Source organism: Pseudomonas sp. UV AK001 (assembly GCF_046097675.1).
GTDB classification, from domain to species: Bacteria; Pseudomonadota; Gammaproteobacteria; order Pseudomonadales; family Pseudomonadaceae; genus Aquipseudomonas; species Aquipseudomonas kribbensis.
Window position 1 is genome coordinate 93,499 of the sequence record NZ_JBJUVZ010000008.1, and the last position, 16,283, is coordinate 109,781.

A 16,283-nucleotide genomic window follows, 5' to 3' on the forward strand; every position below is an offset into this window, starting at 1 on the left:
CAGAAACAAAAAGGCCCCGCCAATTCTCACTGGCGGGGCCTTTTTTTGCTTCAAGCGTCGGCCTTACTGAGCCTCGGCTTCCGGTGCTTTTTCACCGTGGGACAGGCTGTAAACATAAGCCGCCAGCAGGTGAACCTTGTCGTTGCCTTGCAGTTGTTCCTGAGCAGGCATCTGGCCCTGACGGCCGTAACGGATGGTCTGCTGCAGTTGCGCGAAGCTCGAACCGTAGATGAACGCGGCCGGGTGGGTCAGGTTCGGGGCGCCCATTGCCGGGGTGCCTTTGCCTTCCGGACCGTGGCACGCCACGCAGTTGGCAGCGAACAGTTTCTGGCCGTTGGCCGGATCTGCCTTGGTGCCTTCCGGCAGCTTGCGGCCATCGAGGTTGGTCAGCACGAATGCCGCCACGTCGGCCACGCCTTGCTCACCGATCACTTCCGCCCAGGCCGGCATCACCGCGTGACGACCGCCCATGATGGTGGTCTTGATGGTTTCCGGCTCGCCGCCCCAGCGCCAGTCGGCGTCGGTCAGGTTGGGGAAGCCATAAGCGCCCTTGGCGTCGGAGCCGTGGCAGACCGAGCAGTTGGAGGCGAACAGGCGGCCACCCATTTTCAGGGCTTGCGGATCCTTCGCGACTTCCTCGATCGGCATCGCAGCGAACTTGGCGAAGATCGGACCGAACTTGGCGTCCGAGCGAGCCATTTCCTTTTCCCACTCGTGAACGCCGGTCCAGCCGGTCTGGCCGTTGGCGAACGGGGTCTGCTTTTCGTTATCGAGGTAGTTGTAGCCCGGCAGCAGACCTTTCCAGCTGCCCAGGCCCGGGTACAGCACCAGATAACCCAGGGCGAACACGATGGTGCCCACGAACAGCATGAACCACCATTTCGGCAGCGGGTTGTCGTACTCCTCGATCCCGTCGAAGGAGTGGCCGACCGTCTCGTCGGTCTGCTCGGTGCGCTGGCCCTTGCGGGTCGACAGCAACAGCCAGGTCAGGGAAAAGATCGTACCGAGACTGAGGACTGTGACGTACAGACTCCAGAATGTAGTCATTCTTTGTTACTCCTAGAAGCTTGCTCGACGTGCTTGATGGCTTCGGGATCATCCGCGAAGGGCAGCAAGGTCGCGTCTTCAAACTCCGACTTGCGCTTGGGGCTGAACACCCACAACGCCAGGCCGATGAAGGCAACCATCACGACAACGGTGCCCAGGCCTCGAATCATCCCGATATCCATCTAGATCACCGTTTGCTTTTGATGATGGTGCCCAGGCCTTGCAGATAGGCCACCAGCGCGTCCATTTCGGTTTTACCCTTCACAGCGTCTTTTGCACCGGCAATGTCTTCGTCGGTGTAAGGGACGCCGAGCGTGCGCAACACTTCCATTTTCTTGGCTGTGTCTTTGCCGTCGAGCTTGTTTTCCACGAGGAACGGGTAAGCCGGCATTTTCGACTCAGGCACGACGTTGCGCGGGTTGTACAAGTGCGCACGTTGCCAGTCATCGGAGTAACGACCGCCGACACGGGCCAGGTCCGGACCGGTACGCTTGGAACCCCACAGGAACGGGTGATCCCAGACGCTTTCACCGGCGACCGAGTAGTGGCCGTAGCGCTCGGTTTCGGCACGGAACGGACGGATCATCTGCGAGTGGCAGCCGACACAGCCGTTGGCGATGTAAACGTCGCGGCCTTCCAGTTCAAGGGCGGTGCGCGGCTTCATGCCTTCGACCGGCTTGTTGGTGACGTCCTGGAAGAACAGCGGAACGATTTGGGTCAGGCCACCGACGCTGACGGCGATGACCATGAAGAAGGCCAGCAGGCCAATATTCTTCTCGACAGCTTCATGCTTCATCAGTGAGCTCCAACTACGGCGATCTTGGCGGCGGCTTCAGCTTCAGCCGGGTCCGAGGCGCGAACGGTGCGCCACACGTTGTAGGCCATCAGGAACATGCCGCTGGCGAAGAACGCACCGCCCAGGGCACGCACGATGTAGCCAGGGTGGCTGGCCTGCAGCGCTTCGACGAACGAGTAGGTGAGGGTGCCGTCGTCGTTGATTGCACGCCACATCAGGCCTTGAGTGATGCCGTTGACCCACATCGAAGCGATGTACAGCACGGTACCGATGGTCGCTAGCCAGAAGTGCGCGTTGATCAGACCCACGCTGTGCATCTGCGCACGGCCGAACAGTTTCGGGATCATGTGGTAGATCGCGCCGATCGAGATCATTGCCACCCAGCCCAGAGCGCCGGCGTGTACGTGGCCGATGGTCCAGTCGGTGTAGTGCGAGAGCGAGTTGACGGTCTTGATCGCCATCATCGGACCTTCGAAGGTCGACATGCCGTAGAACGCCAGCGAAACCACGAGGAAGCGCAGGATCGGGTCGGTGCGCAGCTTATGCCAGGCGCCCGACAGGGTCATCATGCCGTTGATCATGCCGCCCCAGCTTGGTGCCAGCAGGATGATCGACATCGCCATGCCCAGCGATTGGGCCCAGTCCGGCAGTGCGGTGTAGTGCAGGTGGTGCGGGCCGGCCCAGATGTACAGGGTGATCAGTGCCCAGAAGTGCACGATCGACAGGCGATAGGAATAGATCGGACGTTCGGCCTGTTTCGGCACGAAGTAGTACATCATCCCCAGGAAGCCGGTGGTCAGGAAGAAACCCACGGCGTTGTGGCCGTACCACCACTGGATCATTGCGTCGGTCGCACCGGCGTAGGCCGAGTAGGACTTGAAGAAACTGACCGGCAGCGAGGCGTGGTTGACGATGTGCAGCATCGCGGTCACGACGATGAACGCGCCGTAGAACCAGTTACCGACGTAGATGTGTTTGGTCTTGCGCTTGGTGATGGTGCCGAAGAACACCAGACCGTAGGTGACCCAGACAATGGCCAGCAAAATGGCGAGGGGCCATTCCAGTTCCGCGTATTCCTTGGTGGTGGTGTAACCCAGCGGCAAGGTAATGATCGCGCCGACGATGACGGCTTGCCATCCCCAGAAGGTGAAGGCCGCGAGGCTGTCGGAAATCAGTCGCGTCTGGCAGGTTCGCTGCACGACATAGTAGGAAGTGGCAAACAGTGCACAACCACCGAAGGCGAAAATCACCAGGTTTGTGTGCAACGGGCGCAGGCGTCCAAAGCTCGTCCACGGCAGACCGAAGTTCAACTCCGGCCAGACCAGTTGCGAGGCAATGAAGACACCGAGCCCCATGCCAAGGATCCCCCAGACCACCGTCATGATGGCGAACTGGCGGACTACCTTATAGTTATAAGCAGTCGGACTGATTGCTGTGCTCATTCTAAGGTTCCACGGTTTGGGTGTTTTATTAGGATTAAAATCGGCCGCAAGTATGTAGAAAGCAGGGGGTCAATGCAACGCGCCATGACCTGGGTCAATGCTTTCCAACGCTGATTCTGCGGCCTTTCCATGCGCCGCGTAAGGACAAAATTGCCCTCGGGCAAAATGTCGCAGCGGACGAAAAAAGCGAGGGGTCCCGGTCGGATGTAACGGGGTGTGTTCGAACGCTCGGTTCGGGTGACGGACGGTAATCGGCACGACAGCCGGTATCTACCGGCCTTTGCGGCCATGTCAGTCAGCCGATTCGTTCAACGCCTCGCTCGGGGTCGACCTGGAACCGGCACGGGCCAGTCCGCATCGAGCAAGCGTAGACCCGAATCCGGGTAACCGAAAGGAGAGGGTGTGAAGGGGTGCGACAATGCGTCGCAAAGGGACTGGAAACTGCCGCACTGGAAACGTGCGGCAGTGTTGTACTCAAAGATTACTTTTTGTTGTCTTCAGTAATCAGTTTTTCTGTATTCAATCCATGGCTAAGACTGTACACATAAGCGGCCAGCAATTGCACTTTATCGTTGCCCAGCAACTCGTTCTGAGCCGGCATGTGACCCTGACGACCATGGCGAATGGTCTGCTCAAGCTGGGTCAGGCTGGTGCCGTAGATAAATCCGGCCGGGTGCGTCAGATTCGGCGCACCCATGGCTTCAGTGCCCTGGCCGGTTGCCCCATGACAGGCTACGCACATGGTGCTGAACGTCTGCTGTCCGGCTTGCAGGTCGGCCTTGTTGTCCGCCGGCAGTGGCAGCCCGGCCAGCTCGTGACGCACGTAAGCGGCGACGTTTTTCACGCCCACCTCACCGAGTGACTCGCCCCAGGCCGGCATCGCCGCGATCCGGCCACCCATGATGGTGGTCTTGATCGTCTCGGCACTGCCGCCCCAGCGCCAGTCCTGGTCGGCGAGGTTAGGGAAGCCGAAGGCACCCTTGGCGTCCGAACCGTGGCACACCGAGCAGTTGGACGCGAACAGACGGCCACCCATTTTCAGCGCCTGCGGATCCTTCGCCACTTCTTCTACCGGCATGGCGGCGAACTTGGCGAAGATCGGCCCGAATTTGGCGTCGGCCTTGCTCATTTCCTTTTCCCACTCGTGGACGCCGGTCCAGCCGTCCTCGTAGCCGGGCAGGATGCCTTTCCAGTTGCCCAGGCCCGGGTAGAGGATCAGATAGCCCACGGAAAACACCAGCGTGCCGGCGAACAGCATGAACCACCACTGCGGCAGCGGGTTGTCGTACTCCTCGATGCCGTCGAAGCTGTGGCCCATGGTCTGGTCGACGCTGCCCTTGGTCTCGCCCCGACGGGTGCCGACCAGCAGCCAGGTCAGGCCGATCAGGCTGCCGATGGTCAGTACGCAGATCCACGTACTCCAGAAGGTGGTCATGGCCGGGTACTCCTTGTTTCAGATGCTTGGGTTGGGTCGGGTTGCGGCTCGTCGGCAAACGGCAGCAGGCGCGCTTCGGCGAATTCCGGCGTGCGCTTGCGGTTGAACACCCACAGGGTCAGGCCGACGAAGGCCACGAACACCACGACCGTGCCGAGGCCGCGAATCAGCCCCGCGCTCATTTCTAAGGCCATCTCGATCACCTCTTGCTCTTGATCGCAGTGCCGAGCACTTGCAGGTAGGAGACGAGGGCGTCCATTTCGGTCTTGCCCTTGAGGCTGGCCACTGCGCCACTGATGTCGTCGTCGGTGTACCGCACGCCGAGGGTGCGCATGACCTTGAGCTTGGTTTCGGTGTGGCTGCTGTCGACCGGTTGGGTGACCAGCCATGGGTAGGCCGGCATTTTCGATTCCGGTACAACGTTGCGCGGGTTGTACAAGTGCGCACGGTGCCAGTCATCCGAGTAACGCGAACCGACCCGGGCCAGGTCCGGACCGGTACGCTTGGAGCCCCACAGGAACGGGTGATCCCACACGCTTTCGCCGGCGACCGAGTAGTGGCCGTAGCGCTCGGTTTCGGCGCGGAACGGACGGATCATCTGCGAGTGGCAGCCGACGCAGCCTTCGCGGATGTAGATGTCGCGGCCTTCCAGTTGCAGCGCGGTGTAGGGCTTCATGCCTTCCACCGGTTTGTTGGTCACGTCCTGGAAGAACAGCGGGACGATCTGGGTCAGGCCGCCGATGCTCACGGCAAACACCATCAGCAGCATCAGCAGGCCGACGTTCTTTTCAATCGTTTCGTGTTTCATGGCGGACTCCTCAGGCCATCTGCGCGGCAGCAACGACGTCAGCAGGCTGCGAGGCCCGCACGGTGCGCCAGGTGTTGTAAGCCATCAGGAACATGCCGCTGAGGAAGATCGCCCCGCCAATCAGCCGCACGACGAAGCCTGGGTGGCTGGCCACCAGGGTTTCGACGAAGGAGTAGGTCAGCGTGCCGTCCTCGTTCACTGCACGCCACATCAGGCCCTGGGCGATGCCGTTGACCCACATCGAAGCGATGTAGAGCACGGTGCCGATGGTCGCGAGCCAGAAGTGCGCGTTGATCAGGCCGATGCTGTGCATCTGCTCTTTGCCGAAGACTTTCGGGATCATGTGATACAGCGCGCCGATGGAAATCATCGCCACCCAGCCGAGGGCGCCGGCGTGTACGTGGCCGATGGTCCAGTCGGTGTAGTGGGAGAGGGCGTTCACGGTCTTGATCGCCATCATCGGACCTTCGAAGGTCGACATGCCGTAGAACGCCAGCGACACCACCAGGAAGCGCAGGATCGGATCGCTGCGCAACTTATGCCAGGCGCCCGAGAGGGTCATCATGCCGTTGATCATGCCGCCCCAGCTCGGTGCCAGCAGTACCAGCGACATCACCATGCCCAACGACTGCGCCCAGTCCGGCAGCGCGGTGTAGTGCAAGTGGTGCGGACCGGCCCAGATGTACAGGGTGATCAGCGCCCAGAAGTGCACGATCGACAGGCGATACGAATACACCGGACGTTCGGCCTGTTTCGGCACGAAGTAGTACATCATCCCGAGGAAACCGGCGGTGAGGAAAAAGCCTACGGCGTTGTGGCCGTACCACCATTGCACCATCGCGTCGGTTGCACCGGCGTACACCGAGTAGGACTTGGTGAAACTCACCGGCAACTCAAGGTTGTTGACGATGTGCAGGATCGCCACGGTGATGATGAACGCGCCGAAGAACCAGTTGCCCACATAAATGTGCTTGGTCTTGCGCTGCATGATCGTGCCGAAGAACACGATGGCGTAGGCGACCCAGACGATGGTGATCAGGATGTCGATCGGCCATTCCAGCTCGGCGTATTCCTTGGAGCTGGTGTAACCCAGTGGCAGGCTGATGGCTGCCAGCAGGATCACCAGTTGCCAGCCCCAGAAGCAGAAGGCGGCGATTTTCGGCGCAAACAATTGCGTCTGGCAGGTGCGCTGCACCGAGTAGAACGAACTGGCGAACAAGGCACAGCCGCCGAACGCGAAGATCACCGCGTTGGTGTGCAGCGGGCGCAGGCGTCCGAAGCTGGTCCACGGCAGGTTGAAGTTGAGTTCGGGCCAGACCAATTGAGCCGCGAGAAAAACCCCGAGCCCCATGCCGACGATGCCCCACACCACCGTCATAATGGCGAATTGGCGGACCACCTTGTAGTTGTAGGCGGTACTGATAGAAGTGTTCATGGTTCCCCATCCACGGTTCAGCCGAAGTGAGCGCGCGCAGAAAACGCCGCGAATCCTTCGCCTGGAGTTATAGGCAGACTAAAAGCGAGGCAAGCATGGACAAACAGCACAAGGCCAGTATTGACGGGGATCAATGGGCGCAGTGCCTGCGGGATCACGGGTGGCTTTGGGATGCGGCCAGTGGTGAGGCTTCGGCGACGCTCATTCTCGCGCATGGTGCTGGGGCGCCGATGGACAGTGAGTGGATGACGGATATGGCTGGGCGCCTTGCTGGGCTGGGTGTGAACGTGTTGCGGTTTGAGTTTCCTTATATGGCGCAGCGGCGGGTTGATGGCAGTAAACGTCCGCCGAATCCGGCGCCGAAGTTGCTCGAATGTTGGCGTGAGGTTTATGGCCTGGTGCGACTTCATGTCGCTGGGGTTTTGGCGGTTGGCGGGAAGTCTATGGGGGGGCGGATGGCCAGTCTCCTGGCGGACGAGTTGGGTGCGGATGCGTTGGTTTGTCTGGGGTATCCGTTTTATGCGGTTGGGAAACCTGAGAAACCTCGGGTTGAGCATTTGGCTTCCTTGCAGACTCGGACGTTGATTGTTCAGGGGGAGCGGGATGCGCTTGGCAATCGGGACGCTGTCGAAGGGTATTCCTTATCGCCGAGTATTGAAGTGTTTTGGCTGGCGGCGGGGGATCATGATTTGAAGCCGCTCAAGGTTTCCGGGTTTACGCATGAGCAGCATTTGGTTTCGGCTGCGGAGAAGGTTGCCGGGTTTCTTCGTTGAGGTTTGGTTTTGGGGTGTATATCCGTTGCTGCGGTTATGGCTGCTTAGGGTTCCGCCCTTACGGCGGGTCACTTTTGGCAAACGCCCCAAAAGTAACCAAAAGGTCTTGCTCCTACGTCCGGCCCGCTCGCTGTGGCTCGGGGTTCCTTCGCTCCGGGATTCATCCGGGGGCATCGCCTACGGTTTGCTTCGCTGCACCTCCTCTCGATGTGTTTGGCTTCGCCAAACGGTCGCTGCGCTCCCACCCCCGGATAAATCCCTCCACTCAGCCTTCCGACGTCGCCCGTGAATCAAGATCAAAAGCGGTACTCGAGCTAACGCTCATCGTGTTGAGTGGTTAGGAGCGGAGGCGAGCTGCTTTCGTTTTCTGTGGGAGCCAGCCTGGCAGCCGACCAGCTCTTGCAGACTGCATGCAATCCCTGTGGGAGCTGGCTTGCCAGCGATGGCGGCCTGACAGCCGACCAGTTTTTGACGGGTGCATCCGATCCAATGTGGGAGAGGGCTTGGTCCGGGCGGCGATCCGACGAAAGCGATCTGCCAGAACACAGCAAAGTAACAGTCAATCACCCCACCCGGCTTTTTGGCGCATAAACGTAAATCTGCAAGCACGTTTAAAGTACACGAACCGTTACGCCATAAGGGCTACAACACCTTGCGTCGTTGCCTACGCGTACGCCAGAATCCGCCGGCTTACGCAGCTTGGAGAGGGCTATATCGTTTCCCTGTCACTGAAAAGTGACTGGGTTTGGTAGCCCGATTCGAGTTGTGGTTATTGCGACACCTTCAATGCTGTCTCTTTTCTGAGGTGCAGCTTTGTATGGTGGGCATGCGTGGGGCTCATTCGTGAGCGCCGGGTTTCCCAATTCGACCGGTCTACCAACCCGCGCATGGCCGCCACCGGGGTATCCCCCTAGGCTTACTGCATACGGCCTTTGATTCCGTATTCCAGGCTCAGTTTTAAGACTTGGAAACGTCCAATACGAATACATCAATTAGCCCCGCTAGTTCTTGCGGTAGTGCCTGTTCGATGCTGATCTTCAGTTCTTGAGCGGTATTTATGGTTTTATTTTTGAGACCTGCGACCAGTTCATTGCGGCCGAACCAAATCGCAAGGTAAATACCCTGTTGTTCGGCGTCTGGATGGATTGAGTAGCGATCATAGAGTTGTGCGGCCGCGGCAGTGTATAGCTCTTTGTGCCACTGACCTTTCACCTCCACCACAAGTAATCTTCGTTTGCCACCAATGAATTTGGTTGCAGTAAAGTCGCTGCGATTTTCACTTTTTAGCTGATGCTCTGACGTAATAGCAATTCCTTGTGGCTCCAGTCTTAGATTGAGGCGCTCAGCGATGATTTCAGTGGCCTTGACTTCACCCAAGCGCTTATCGTTATTGTAAAAGCGGTCAGCGGGGTTGAACTCGCCACCGCCTATAGCCTTCTGAAAATCTTGAAGCTCTTGTAGGACGAGTTGGCGGAGACCTTCAACGTTTACGATGGTGTCGCGATCCAGACGGCTGACGATTTCCTGAGGAGTTGGAGGTTCAAAGTCTCTTAGTGCTTTTTGTCTGATTTTACTGGCACGTATGCTCTTCAGGTCGTTGTGCATTTCTGTAAATCTCTGATCGGCAAGTAGGCGATCAAGGACACATATGGCTTCATCGGGTTCATCTGAATTTATTAACCAGATAACTTCTGTCAAAAAGCGGTATGCATTTTCTCCCCTAGGACTTCCCGTGCCATAGTGGCTCGGCAGGTCCACTTTTGGCCATTTTTCGATAAAGGCATCTAGAATAGCCTCCACCTTGCTTAATGTGAGTTTTGGCCAATACGGGTGTTCGCCGTAATTAAATCGCCCATACCGATCACTAAATGAAAATATTATGTCCTTATCGGATTTTAGCCAATTCCAGTATGTGTCAGGAGTATCTTTTATGAAATGAAAAGCTCTCAGGAACCAAAAAGTGCGCTTTTGCTCGAGGTCCGCATCGCCTGTTGGATTGGGCCAAACGGACATGAAGTTTGCGCAGCGCTCTGCGATGATTTCAAGCAAAGCATTACGATCGCCACATTCAGCAGCGATCTCAAAAATTGCGTCTAGTGGCCCAATGGCCAAATCAGGAAAGCGCCTCAGCCATTCTATCGAAAGCATGTCACGTAAGTGGCTAAAAGCCTCGTCACCACGTAATAGCCAAATTTCCGGGTTTAGGCAGCCTGTTTGTGCCAATTGCGGTTCGACATACTGGCGAAGGAAAGCTTCAGCCGTTCCAGTTTCTGCAAAAATCAGACGATCTACCTCAGACTTTAGCGCGTCATGTTCTTCTTTGTTGACTGCGTTGTAGCCCATATTGATGTTTGTTCGGAGTGCTTGGAGCAACCGTAAATCAACACCTTCGAGATTGCCGGTATTACGCATTATTTCTAAGCATGCTGCAAAGAGTACAGGTTCAGTGCTCGCGCCCCTGGATGCACACTGTAGACCTGCAAGTCTAAGCAGATCGGGAACATCGGGGGCAATGAAGTCCAGACAGTTTCTGAGAGCGTTTCGAACGAGTGTGTCATCTCCAACTTCAAGCTCTATTTCGTTTGGACACACAAGCACCAGGTCCGCGAAACGTGCAAGACAACGCCAGTGCCGTCCGCTCTCCACCAATTCCCGGTTGTCCTTTAAATACTGGATATTGGCCTTGTGCATGCTGTCGCGTTGGCGATTGCGACGTTTAAAGTTTCGATTATGCCTAAATAGGTTTTTATAATTGTCTTGCGCAGATTGTGCGGTTGCTCTGTTGAATTTTGCCCACTCCCTCATGAAAGAGGGTTTTTTCAATGCCTGCTCGCGCATATGTCGCCGTAAACTATTTGGGCCTTTTTCATCTTTGTTAAGATGATATTGATGAATTGCGATAAAGTTAGACCATAGAATTGGATTGTCGATTTCGAATGCAAAATTAACTATGAATCTATAGTCGCGGGATTGAAAGCGTAGGCCGGAGTGAGAGTGGAAATCAAACTTGTGTATCCTTGTCTCGAAAATCTTATCGCGGTCAATGAGCTTGCCAAACACATAGCCAATTATTCCTTGCCGCAGATTATCGTCATTTTGAAGTGCCTGGACTGCCTTGCTCTGGTCCTGCGTTTTTTGCTCATGGAAAATTAGGTTTTCGAGCCAATGCCAAACGCGCTCTGGGGCGAATGGAGGTGTTGCCAGTTCGAAGTATTGATCCAGCATCAAGCCTGCGATTTTGCTGATTCCAATTCGACAATCACATTCGAAATGCTTTTTATTGCATGTGCAGGCAAGGTTCCTAGTTAAATCGTCCAATAGTTGTTCGATTTGCGCCAAGTTAAATGTTTCGATAAAGCGTCTCAGAAAGTAACGTTCCCCTATCATTGATTTGTAAGGCATCTGTTGAGTGGGGTAGAGTTTTGAGCATGTACGAAGAAAGTCGGCTAGAAAAACTCGATCGAATGTTTCTGGCCCGATAGCCGTTATAAAAGTAACCGCTATTTTTAGCGAAGTTTGGCTAGCTTCTAGGGTTAAGGTATTTAAGTCGGTTTTGTAGTCGTAATCCTTTAGGTCAAGCAGGCATTTGCAAGCTAATAAACGACCGTGTTCGCTTTCATTGCTATTTAAAACGAGCTGGCGCAACTCATCTCTCAAGTGCTTGATTGCTGGCGAGCCTGCCAAAAGTTCAAGAATCAGACCTTGTAGGTGTCCGTCACTTCCAGAAGCGAGAAGGGGCTTGATTTCTTTCATGACATCTTCAGTGAAGAAGCCTGCGGCGCTAAATCTGCGCCACGAATCTCCTCGTCGAAAATAGGGGTCTTTCATTTCGACGTCTTTTAGGCGCTCTATCAGCAGGCGTTTTGAAGAATGTTCAAGTTGAGAAGGGTCACCGTTCGCTAGTACTGCGTAGGGATCAAGCTCAATCGCTGCCTCCTGAATGGATTTGTTGCCGAGTGCGGCAAGCCAGCCCAATAGGCCTCGGAGTTCATCTCGTACTGCGGAGTTCGGTGCAATGATAGGTAGACATTTATGTAAAGTCAGCGGGTCCGACGGAGCAGTTATCCGCTTGGCCAAATAATCCGCTGCACAGTATTCAGCGACGATCTTGTGAACCGGCCGATGTTGATCTGCACTGTCCCCTGGTTTAAAAAGTCGTGTCGCCAAAATGCTTTCAGCTACCGTAGGCTTATCAAACAGTGACGCGAGCAGAGGATAAATCCGGTCTGCGGTTGCTTCGCTCGTTCCTACACCTTCTGCACCTGAAAGCAAAAGTTTGGCAAACACTTCAGACGATAGATCAACCCTTTGTATGATCGAAAGAGACTGGCTGGTCTTCACTACCGAGACGTTAGCCTCCTTCGCTAAGTGCTCGACCGCTTGGGAGAATATATTTCGTTTGTCCGTGAAACGTCGGCCGCTTTCTACGTAGGCGTCTGCGAACATCTTCAAGAACTGTGGGTTGGGGAGTAGCGCTCCTAGGTCAAATCGAGAGACTTCCGCTTGGAATGCTGCGAACTCCTCGCCTTCAACATGATGATGAAAAATTGCTCGCTGTTCTTCTTCATCAAACTCGACCAGTCTGACCACGAGTGGTGAGGATCCTAGGTATTCTTCGAATGCGTTTGTGGCCGCGCTGCTCCACTCACTGGACCGACTCGAAATGATGACGTGTGTTGGCTTGGCTTTACTGGCGTTAGCCAGAAGATCGTGAATGCCGGTTTGATCGACTTTTGCCAACTCGTCAAACGCATCGATCACGAGCGGAGAGTTATCAGCGTCGGGCCCGATGCGTTTGAATTTGTTTGCAGTAACGGTGGTAGTACCCAGTTGCTGGGCCAAACTACCCATAAGTTCAGTTTTGCCACCACCGGGTTCGGCCAAGACAACGACATAATTCGAGGCGGCTAAGAGCTCGTCTTCGGTGTAGATACTGTCTTTGCTCGAGAGCTTGCGGGGAAGATAAAAAATAGAACTCATGGAAAGAAATCTAAATTTGATGTGCTTAAAGCACCAAAAATCGGTGCCACTTGAGGACGAGTCCCTCAAATGGCGCGTCCTAGCATCGATACTACGTCATTTTATTATTCTAGGGGGCACCACCAGAAAGCCAAGTCGATTGCTCCAAATCAGGAGCGACACCCCAAAAGCATTGGTGTGCAATTTATCGAGGCGCTGACCGTAGTTGATGTTTGGGACGACTTCGCCATACCAACTGATAAACACAGCTCAGTGACCACGTTTAAAGTACACGAACCGTTACGCCATAAGGGCTACAACACCTTGCGTCGTTGCCTACGCGTACGCCAGAATCCGCCGGCTTACGCGGCTTGGAGAGGGCTATATCGTTTCCCTGTCACTGCAAAACAGTGATCGGGTTTGGTAGCCCGTTTTCTTGACAGCTGTGTGGCGTCACCTTATGCAGTCTCATTTTTTGGGCTGCGTTTTATATGGTGGCCATGCGTGGGGCTCCTTTGGGGGCGCCGGGGGGTTCTCTGTCTTGACCGGTCTACCAACCCACGTGTGGCCGCCACCCTTCGTTTGGTAGCGAAAGTGACGGCTCTTCAATTCTTTCAAGATAGAGAGTCCGTATGTTCAAAATTACGCCAAACCCGCCAGAAACCGATCCAATCCCCTACGACGCCGCACTCGAAGCCGAAAACATAAAAATGGCAACCGAGCGGGCGATCAATCATTACCTCGATCCTGGGGCGCAGAAGACGTCCAAGCCATCGCGCAAGCCGGGCAGGATCTATCTGGTCAATCCAACGGTGGATGACGAAACGCTGCTGGTCGAAGCGTGCGAAACGCTGTCGTCGGCCAGTGACATGGCCCGGGACCTCGGCAACACCGTCGATCCGTCGCAGCGCAAGGCGATGCAGATACTGCAGCAGGTCATCATGCTGAGTGAGCTGCTGGTAAATCGTGTGCTGGATAACCATCACGTCTCGCGGTAGTTGCCGCCTTGGTGAGGGGCTTGTCCCCTCACTGCCTGGCAGCCGTCTATAAAAATTCTCAAGCGACTCTTTTTCGGAGTTCCAGCTGATGTCCCAGACCGTCATTCCACCGTTAGAAGATCCGGTTTCCCCGTACGAATTTCCCGATTCAAGAAAACTCCACGACGCCGCCGAACGCGCCCTGGACTATTACTTGACCCCCGCAGCCAAGATCATGGCCACGCCCTACAGCCCAAACGACATGTTCAGGGTCAACCCGCAAACAGACACGGAGTCCTTGCTGGCCAACGCCTGCGAATCCCTCGCGTCAGCCACGGTCATGCTCGGTGATTTTGCCGGCCTGCTGGAAGGGCCGAACCGCAAGACCCTGTTGGGCATTGCGCAAGTCGTGATGTTGGGCGAACTGGCGGTGAATCAGGCGCTCGATAACCTCGTGCCGAAGGAGTAAACGGCACAAAAAACCGGAAGCGTTTGGCTTCCGGTTTTTTCATCGATATCAAAAGGTCACAGCCTGCCAGTGATCACAAATCTATCGAACGCTTTCTGCCCATCACGTGCCGCTCGCTGCACATCAAGGCATGTCAGTTCACCCCGGACTTCCTTTTTCACAGGTTTGTCGGTCGTGCCCATCGGATTCTGCGTAGTTGATGTATTCATGCTGGCTAGCCCGTGTGAATAGATTTGAACCACAAAGTAGAGCGGGGCTTCATCGCGTGCCAGTCAGTTGGGTCTGATTCAGTTGTAGGCACTGTCCGCGCTTTTTGAATGAGATTTTCGCTCGCAGGCCGGGCCTCTTCGCGGGCAAGCCCGCTCCCACAATGATGGTGGTGTTGCGAGACTTCGTGGCCAATGCAAAACCCTGTGGGAGTGGGCTTGCCCACGAAGAGGGCGGTGCTGGCCACATCCATTTCAGACACGCAATAAAAACCCCGGAAGCTTTCGCTATCCGGGGTTTCTTTATTGCCATCCCAATCAGCGGTTAAACCGCTCCACCAACGAATACTGCGTATTAGCCGTCTTCGTCAGCTCTTCACTCAGCAACGCCGAGTTATGCGCCTGTTCCGAGGTCTGGTCCGCCAGTTCCGAGATGTTGCTGATGTTGCGGCTGATTTCTTCAGCCACGGCACTTTGCTCTTCGGTCGCAGCGGCGATCTGGGTGGTCATGTCGGTAATGTTGGCCACCGCTTCGCTGATGCCGACAAGGGCCTGATCCGCTTCCAGTACCCGCGCTACACCTTCTTCCGCCTGGCGATGGCCGGCTTCCATGGTTTGTACGGCGCTGGATGCAGTCTGTTGCAGCTTGGCGATCAGGGCGTGGATCTGCCCGGTGGATTCGCTGGTGCGTTGCGCCAGTTGACGGACTTCGTCGGCGACCACGGCAAAACCACGGCCCATCTCGCCGGCCCGCGCTGCTTCAATCGCAGCGTTGAGCGCCAGCAGGTTGGTCTGGTCGGCGATGCCTTTGATCACGTCGACCACGCCGCCGATTTCGTCGCTGTCCTTGGCCAGTTGGGTCACGGTCAGGCCGGTTTCACCCACGACTACGGACAGACGCTGGATGGCTTCGCGGGTTTCACCGGCGATGTCGCGGCCGCGGCCGGTCAGGCGGTTGGCTTCCTGGGTGGCGTCGGCGGTGCGCTGGACGTGGCTGGCCACTTCTTGCGTGGTGGCGGCCATCTGGTTGACGGCGGTGGCGACCTGTTCGGTTTCCACGCGCTGACGTTCCAGACCGCTGGAGCTGTTGTGCGCCAGGGCGTCGGACTGTTTGGCCTGATCGGTCAGGTGCTCGGCGGTGTCCTGCAGACGGGTCAGGCAGGTTTTCAGGCGCGCTTCCTGGCTGAGGATCGACATCTCCAGACGCGCCTGGGCGCCACGGCTGTCGGTGTACATCTGCGCGATCAACGGGTCGGACGTGGTCTGCTCGGCCAGACGCAGCAGGCGCTTGAGCCCGCGTTGTTGCCATTGCAGGCCCAACAGGCCCAGCGGCACCGACAGACCGGCGGCGAGGGCGAAGCCCCACTGCGAGTTCAGGGTGGCGCCGATCATGAAGCTCAACTGGCTGACCAGAATGAACGGCAACCAGTCCTGCACGATCGGCAGCCATTTGTCGCTCGAAGGGATCGCCGACTTGCCCTGGTTGATGCGTTGGTAGAGCGCTTCGGCACGGCGGATCTGTTCGGCGGACGGCTTGACCCGCACCGACTCGTAACCGACCACCTGACTGCCATCGAACACCGGCGTTACATAGGCGTTCACCCAGTAATGATCACCGGTCTTGCAGCGATTCTTGACAATGCCCATCCATGGCAAGCCTTGTTTCAGTGTGCCCCACATGTGCGAAAACACCGCCGCCGGGACGTCGGGGTGACGAACCAGGTTGTGCGGCGCACGGATCAGTTCCTCACGCGAAAACCCGCTGATTTCGACGAAAGCGTCGTTGCAGTAGGTGATCACGCCTTTGGCGTCGGTTGTGGAAATCAACCGTTGCTGAGCCGGGAAAGTCCGTTCGCGTTGTGTAATGGGCTGGTTATTACGCATGGTTTTTCAATCCGCAAGGCTTTGAAAGGTTGTCGGCGGGGTCGGCGATTTG

At 56.4% G+C, this 16,283-nt stretch carries 13 protein-coding genes; 3 read left to right on the top strand and 10 right to left on the bottom strand.

Going from position 1 to position 16,283, the window contains the following annotated elements; translation table 11 throughout:
- Window positions 1–63 precede the first annotated feature (63 nt).
- The 8 genes from ccoP (ACKLNA_RS21150) to ccoN (ACKLNA_RS21185) form a co-directional block, all read right to left on the bottom strand.
- On the bottom strand, window positions 64–1,047 hold the full coding sequence (gene ccoP, locus ACKLNA_RS21150; protein ID WP_085711941.1) for a cytochrome-c oxidase, cbb3-type subunit III: 984 nt from the start codon (window positions 1,045–1,047) through the stop codon (window positions 64–66).
- The gene (locus ACKLNA_RS21155) at window positions 1,044–1,229 is read right to left on the bottom strand and encodes a CcoQ/FixQ family Cbb3-type cytochrome c oxidase assembly chaperone (protein ID WP_003175465.1); all 186 of its coding nucleotides are present in this window, start codon (window positions 1,227–1,229) and stop codon (window positions 1,044–1,046) included. Before ACKLNA_RS21155 ends, ccoP (ACKLNA_RS21150) begins: the two co-directional genes overlap by 4 nt.
- Before the next feature lie 5 nt (window positions 1,230–1,234).
- Complete coding sequence (gene ccoO, locus ACKLNA_RS21160) at window positions 1,235–1,843, bottom strand: cytochrome-c oxidase, cbb3-type subunit II (RefSeq protein WP_007905434.1); 609 nt, start codon at window positions 1,841–1,843, stop codon at window positions 1,235–1,237.
- Window positions 1,843–3,285, bottom strand: coding sequence for a cytochrome-c oxidase, cbb3-type subunit I (gene ccoN / locus ACKLNA_RS21165; protein ID WP_085711942.1), 1,443 nt, complete (start codon window positions 3,283–3,285; stop codon window positions 1,843–1,845). The genes ccoO (ACKLNA_RS21160) and ccoN (ACKLNA_RS21165) overlap by 1 nt, the downstream gene beginning before the upstream one ends.
- A gap of 481 nt (window positions 3,286–3,766) precedes the next feature.
- Entirely contained in the window at window positions 3,767–4,720 is a 954-nt protein-coding gene (gene ccoP, locus ACKLNA_RS21170; RefSeq protein WP_248744237.1) for a cytochrome-c oxidase, cbb3-type subunit III, read from the bottom strand.
- Window positions 4,717–4,914, bottom strand: coding sequence for a cbb3-type cytochrome c oxidase subunit 3 (locus ACKLNA_RS21175; protein ID WP_085690240.1), 198 nt, complete (start codon window positions 4,912–4,914; stop codon window positions 4,717–4,719). Before ACKLNA_RS21175 ends, ccoP (ACKLNA_RS21170) begins: the two co-directional genes overlap by 4 nt.
- 5 nt (window positions 4,915–4,919) lie before the next feature.
- Window positions 4,920–5,528, bottom strand: a complete 609-nt coding sequence (gene ccoO / locus ACKLNA_RS21180) for a cytochrome-c oxidase, cbb3-type subunit II (RefSeq protein WP_408986979.1) — start codon at window positions 5,526–5,528, stop codon at window positions 4,920–4,922.
- 10 nt (window positions 5,529–5,538) lie between these two features.
- On the bottom strand, window positions 5,539–6,963 hold the full coding sequence (ccoN, locus tag ACKLNA_RS21185; RefSeq protein ID WP_011333291.1) for a cytochrome-c oxidase, cbb3-type subunit I: 1,425 nt from the start codon (window positions 6,961–6,963) through the stop codon (window positions 5,539–5,541).
- Window positions 6,964–7,058: 95 nt separating this feature from the next.
- Between ccoN (ACKLNA_RS21185) and ACKLNA_RS21190 the strand changes: the two genes are divergently transcribed.
- Window positions 7,059–7,736: an alpha/beta family hydrolase gene (locus ACKLNA_RS21190; RefSeq protein WP_408986980.1), complete on the top strand. Its 678-nt coding sequence runs from the start codon at window positions 7,059–7,061 to the stop codon at window positions 7,734–7,736.
- Window positions 7,737–8,693: 957 nt separating this feature from the next.
- Here ACKLNA_RS21190 and ACKLNA_RS21195 read toward each other — a convergent pair.
- Window positions 8,694–12,716, bottom strand: coding sequence for a hypothetical protein (locus ACKLNA_RS21195; protein WP_408986981.1), 4,023 nt, complete (start codon window positions 12,714–12,716; stop codon window positions 8,694–8,696).
- Between the two features lie 611 nt (window positions 12,717–13,327).
- Here ACKLNA_RS21195 and ACKLNA_RS21200 point away from each other — a divergent pair.
- Together ACKLNA_RS21200 and ACKLNA_RS21205 are read left to right on the top strand one after the other, a co-directional pair.
- On the top strand, window positions 13,328–13,693 hold the full coding sequence (locus ACKLNA_RS21200) for a DUF6124 family protein (protein WP_408986982.1): 366 nt from the start codon (window positions 13,328–13,330) through the stop codon (window positions 13,691–13,693).
- An 88-nt stretch (window positions 13,694–13,781) separates the two neighbouring features.
- Window positions 13,782–14,141 carry a DUF6124 family protein gene (locus ACKLNA_RS21205; RefSeq protein ID WP_408986983.1) on the top strand — a complete coding sequence of 120 codons (360 nt, stop codon included), beginning with the start codon at window positions 13,782–13,784 and terminating at the stop codon, window positions 14,139–14,141.
- A 524-nt stretch (window positions 14,142–14,665) separates the two neighbouring features.
- Here the strand turns inward: ACKLNA_RS21205 and ACKLNA_RS21210 are convergent.
- Complete coding sequence (locus ACKLNA_RS21210; protein WP_085711948.1) at window positions 14,666–16,231, bottom strand: PAS domain-containing methyl-accepting chemotaxis protein; 1,566 nt, start codon at window positions 16,229–16,231, stop codon at window positions 14,666–14,668.
- Window positions 16,232–16,283 lie beyond the last annotated feature (52 nt).

Bases quoted from the DNA above. Each gene is read 5' to 3' on its own strand.
- ccoN (WP_011333291.1), bottom strand. From the start codon at position 6,963: ATGAACACTTCTATCAGTACCGCCTACAACTACAAGGTGGTCCGCCAA.
- ccoO (WP_408986979.1), bottom strand. From the start codon at position 5,528: ATGAAACACGAAACGATTGAAAAGAACGTCGGCCTGCTGATGCTGCTG.
- ACKLNA_RS21205 (WP_408986983.1), top strand. From the start codon at position 13,782: ATGTCCCAGACCGTCATTCCACCGTTAGAAGATCCGGTTTCCCCGTAC.
- ccoP (WP_248744237.1), bottom strand. From the start codon at position 4,720: ATGACCACCTTCTGGAGTACGTGGATCTGCGTACTGACCATCGGCAGC.
- ccoN (WP_085711942.1), bottom strand. From the start codon at position 3,285: ATGAGCACAGCAATCAGTCCGACTGCTTATAACTATAAGGTAGTCCGC.
- ccoO (WP_007905434.1), bottom strand. From the start codon at position 1,843: ATGAAGCATGAAGCTGTCGAGAAGAATATTGGCCTGCTGGCCTTCTTC.
- ACKLNA_RS21200 (WP_408986982.1), top strand. From the start codon at position 13,328: ATGTTCAAAATTACGCCAAACCCGCCAGAAACCGATCCAATCCCCTAC.
- ACKLNA_RS21175 (WP_085690240.1), bottom strand. From the start codon at position 4,914: ATGGCCTTAGAAATGAGCGCGGGGCTGATTCGCGGCCTCGGCACGGTC.
- ccoP (WP_085711941.1), bottom strand. From the start codon at position 1,047: ATGACTACATTCTGGAGTCTGTACGTCACAGTCCTCAGTCTCGGTACG.
- ACKLNA_RS21155 (WP_003175465.1), bottom strand. From the start codon at position 1,229: ATGGATATCGGGATGATTCGAGGCCTGGGCACCGTTGTCGTGATGGTT.
- ACKLNA_RS21210 (WP_085711948.1), bottom strand. From the start codon at position 16,231: ATGCGTAATAACCAGCCCATTACACAACGCGAACGGACTTTCCCGGCT.
- ACKLNA_RS21190 (WP_408986980.1), top strand. From the start codon at position 7,059: ATGGACAAACAGCACAAGGCCAGTATTGACGGGGATCAATGGGCGCAG.
- ACKLNA_RS21195 (WP_408986981.1), bottom strand. From the start codon at position 12,716: ATGAGTTCTATTTTTTATCTTCCCCGCAAGCTCTCGAGCAAAGACAGT.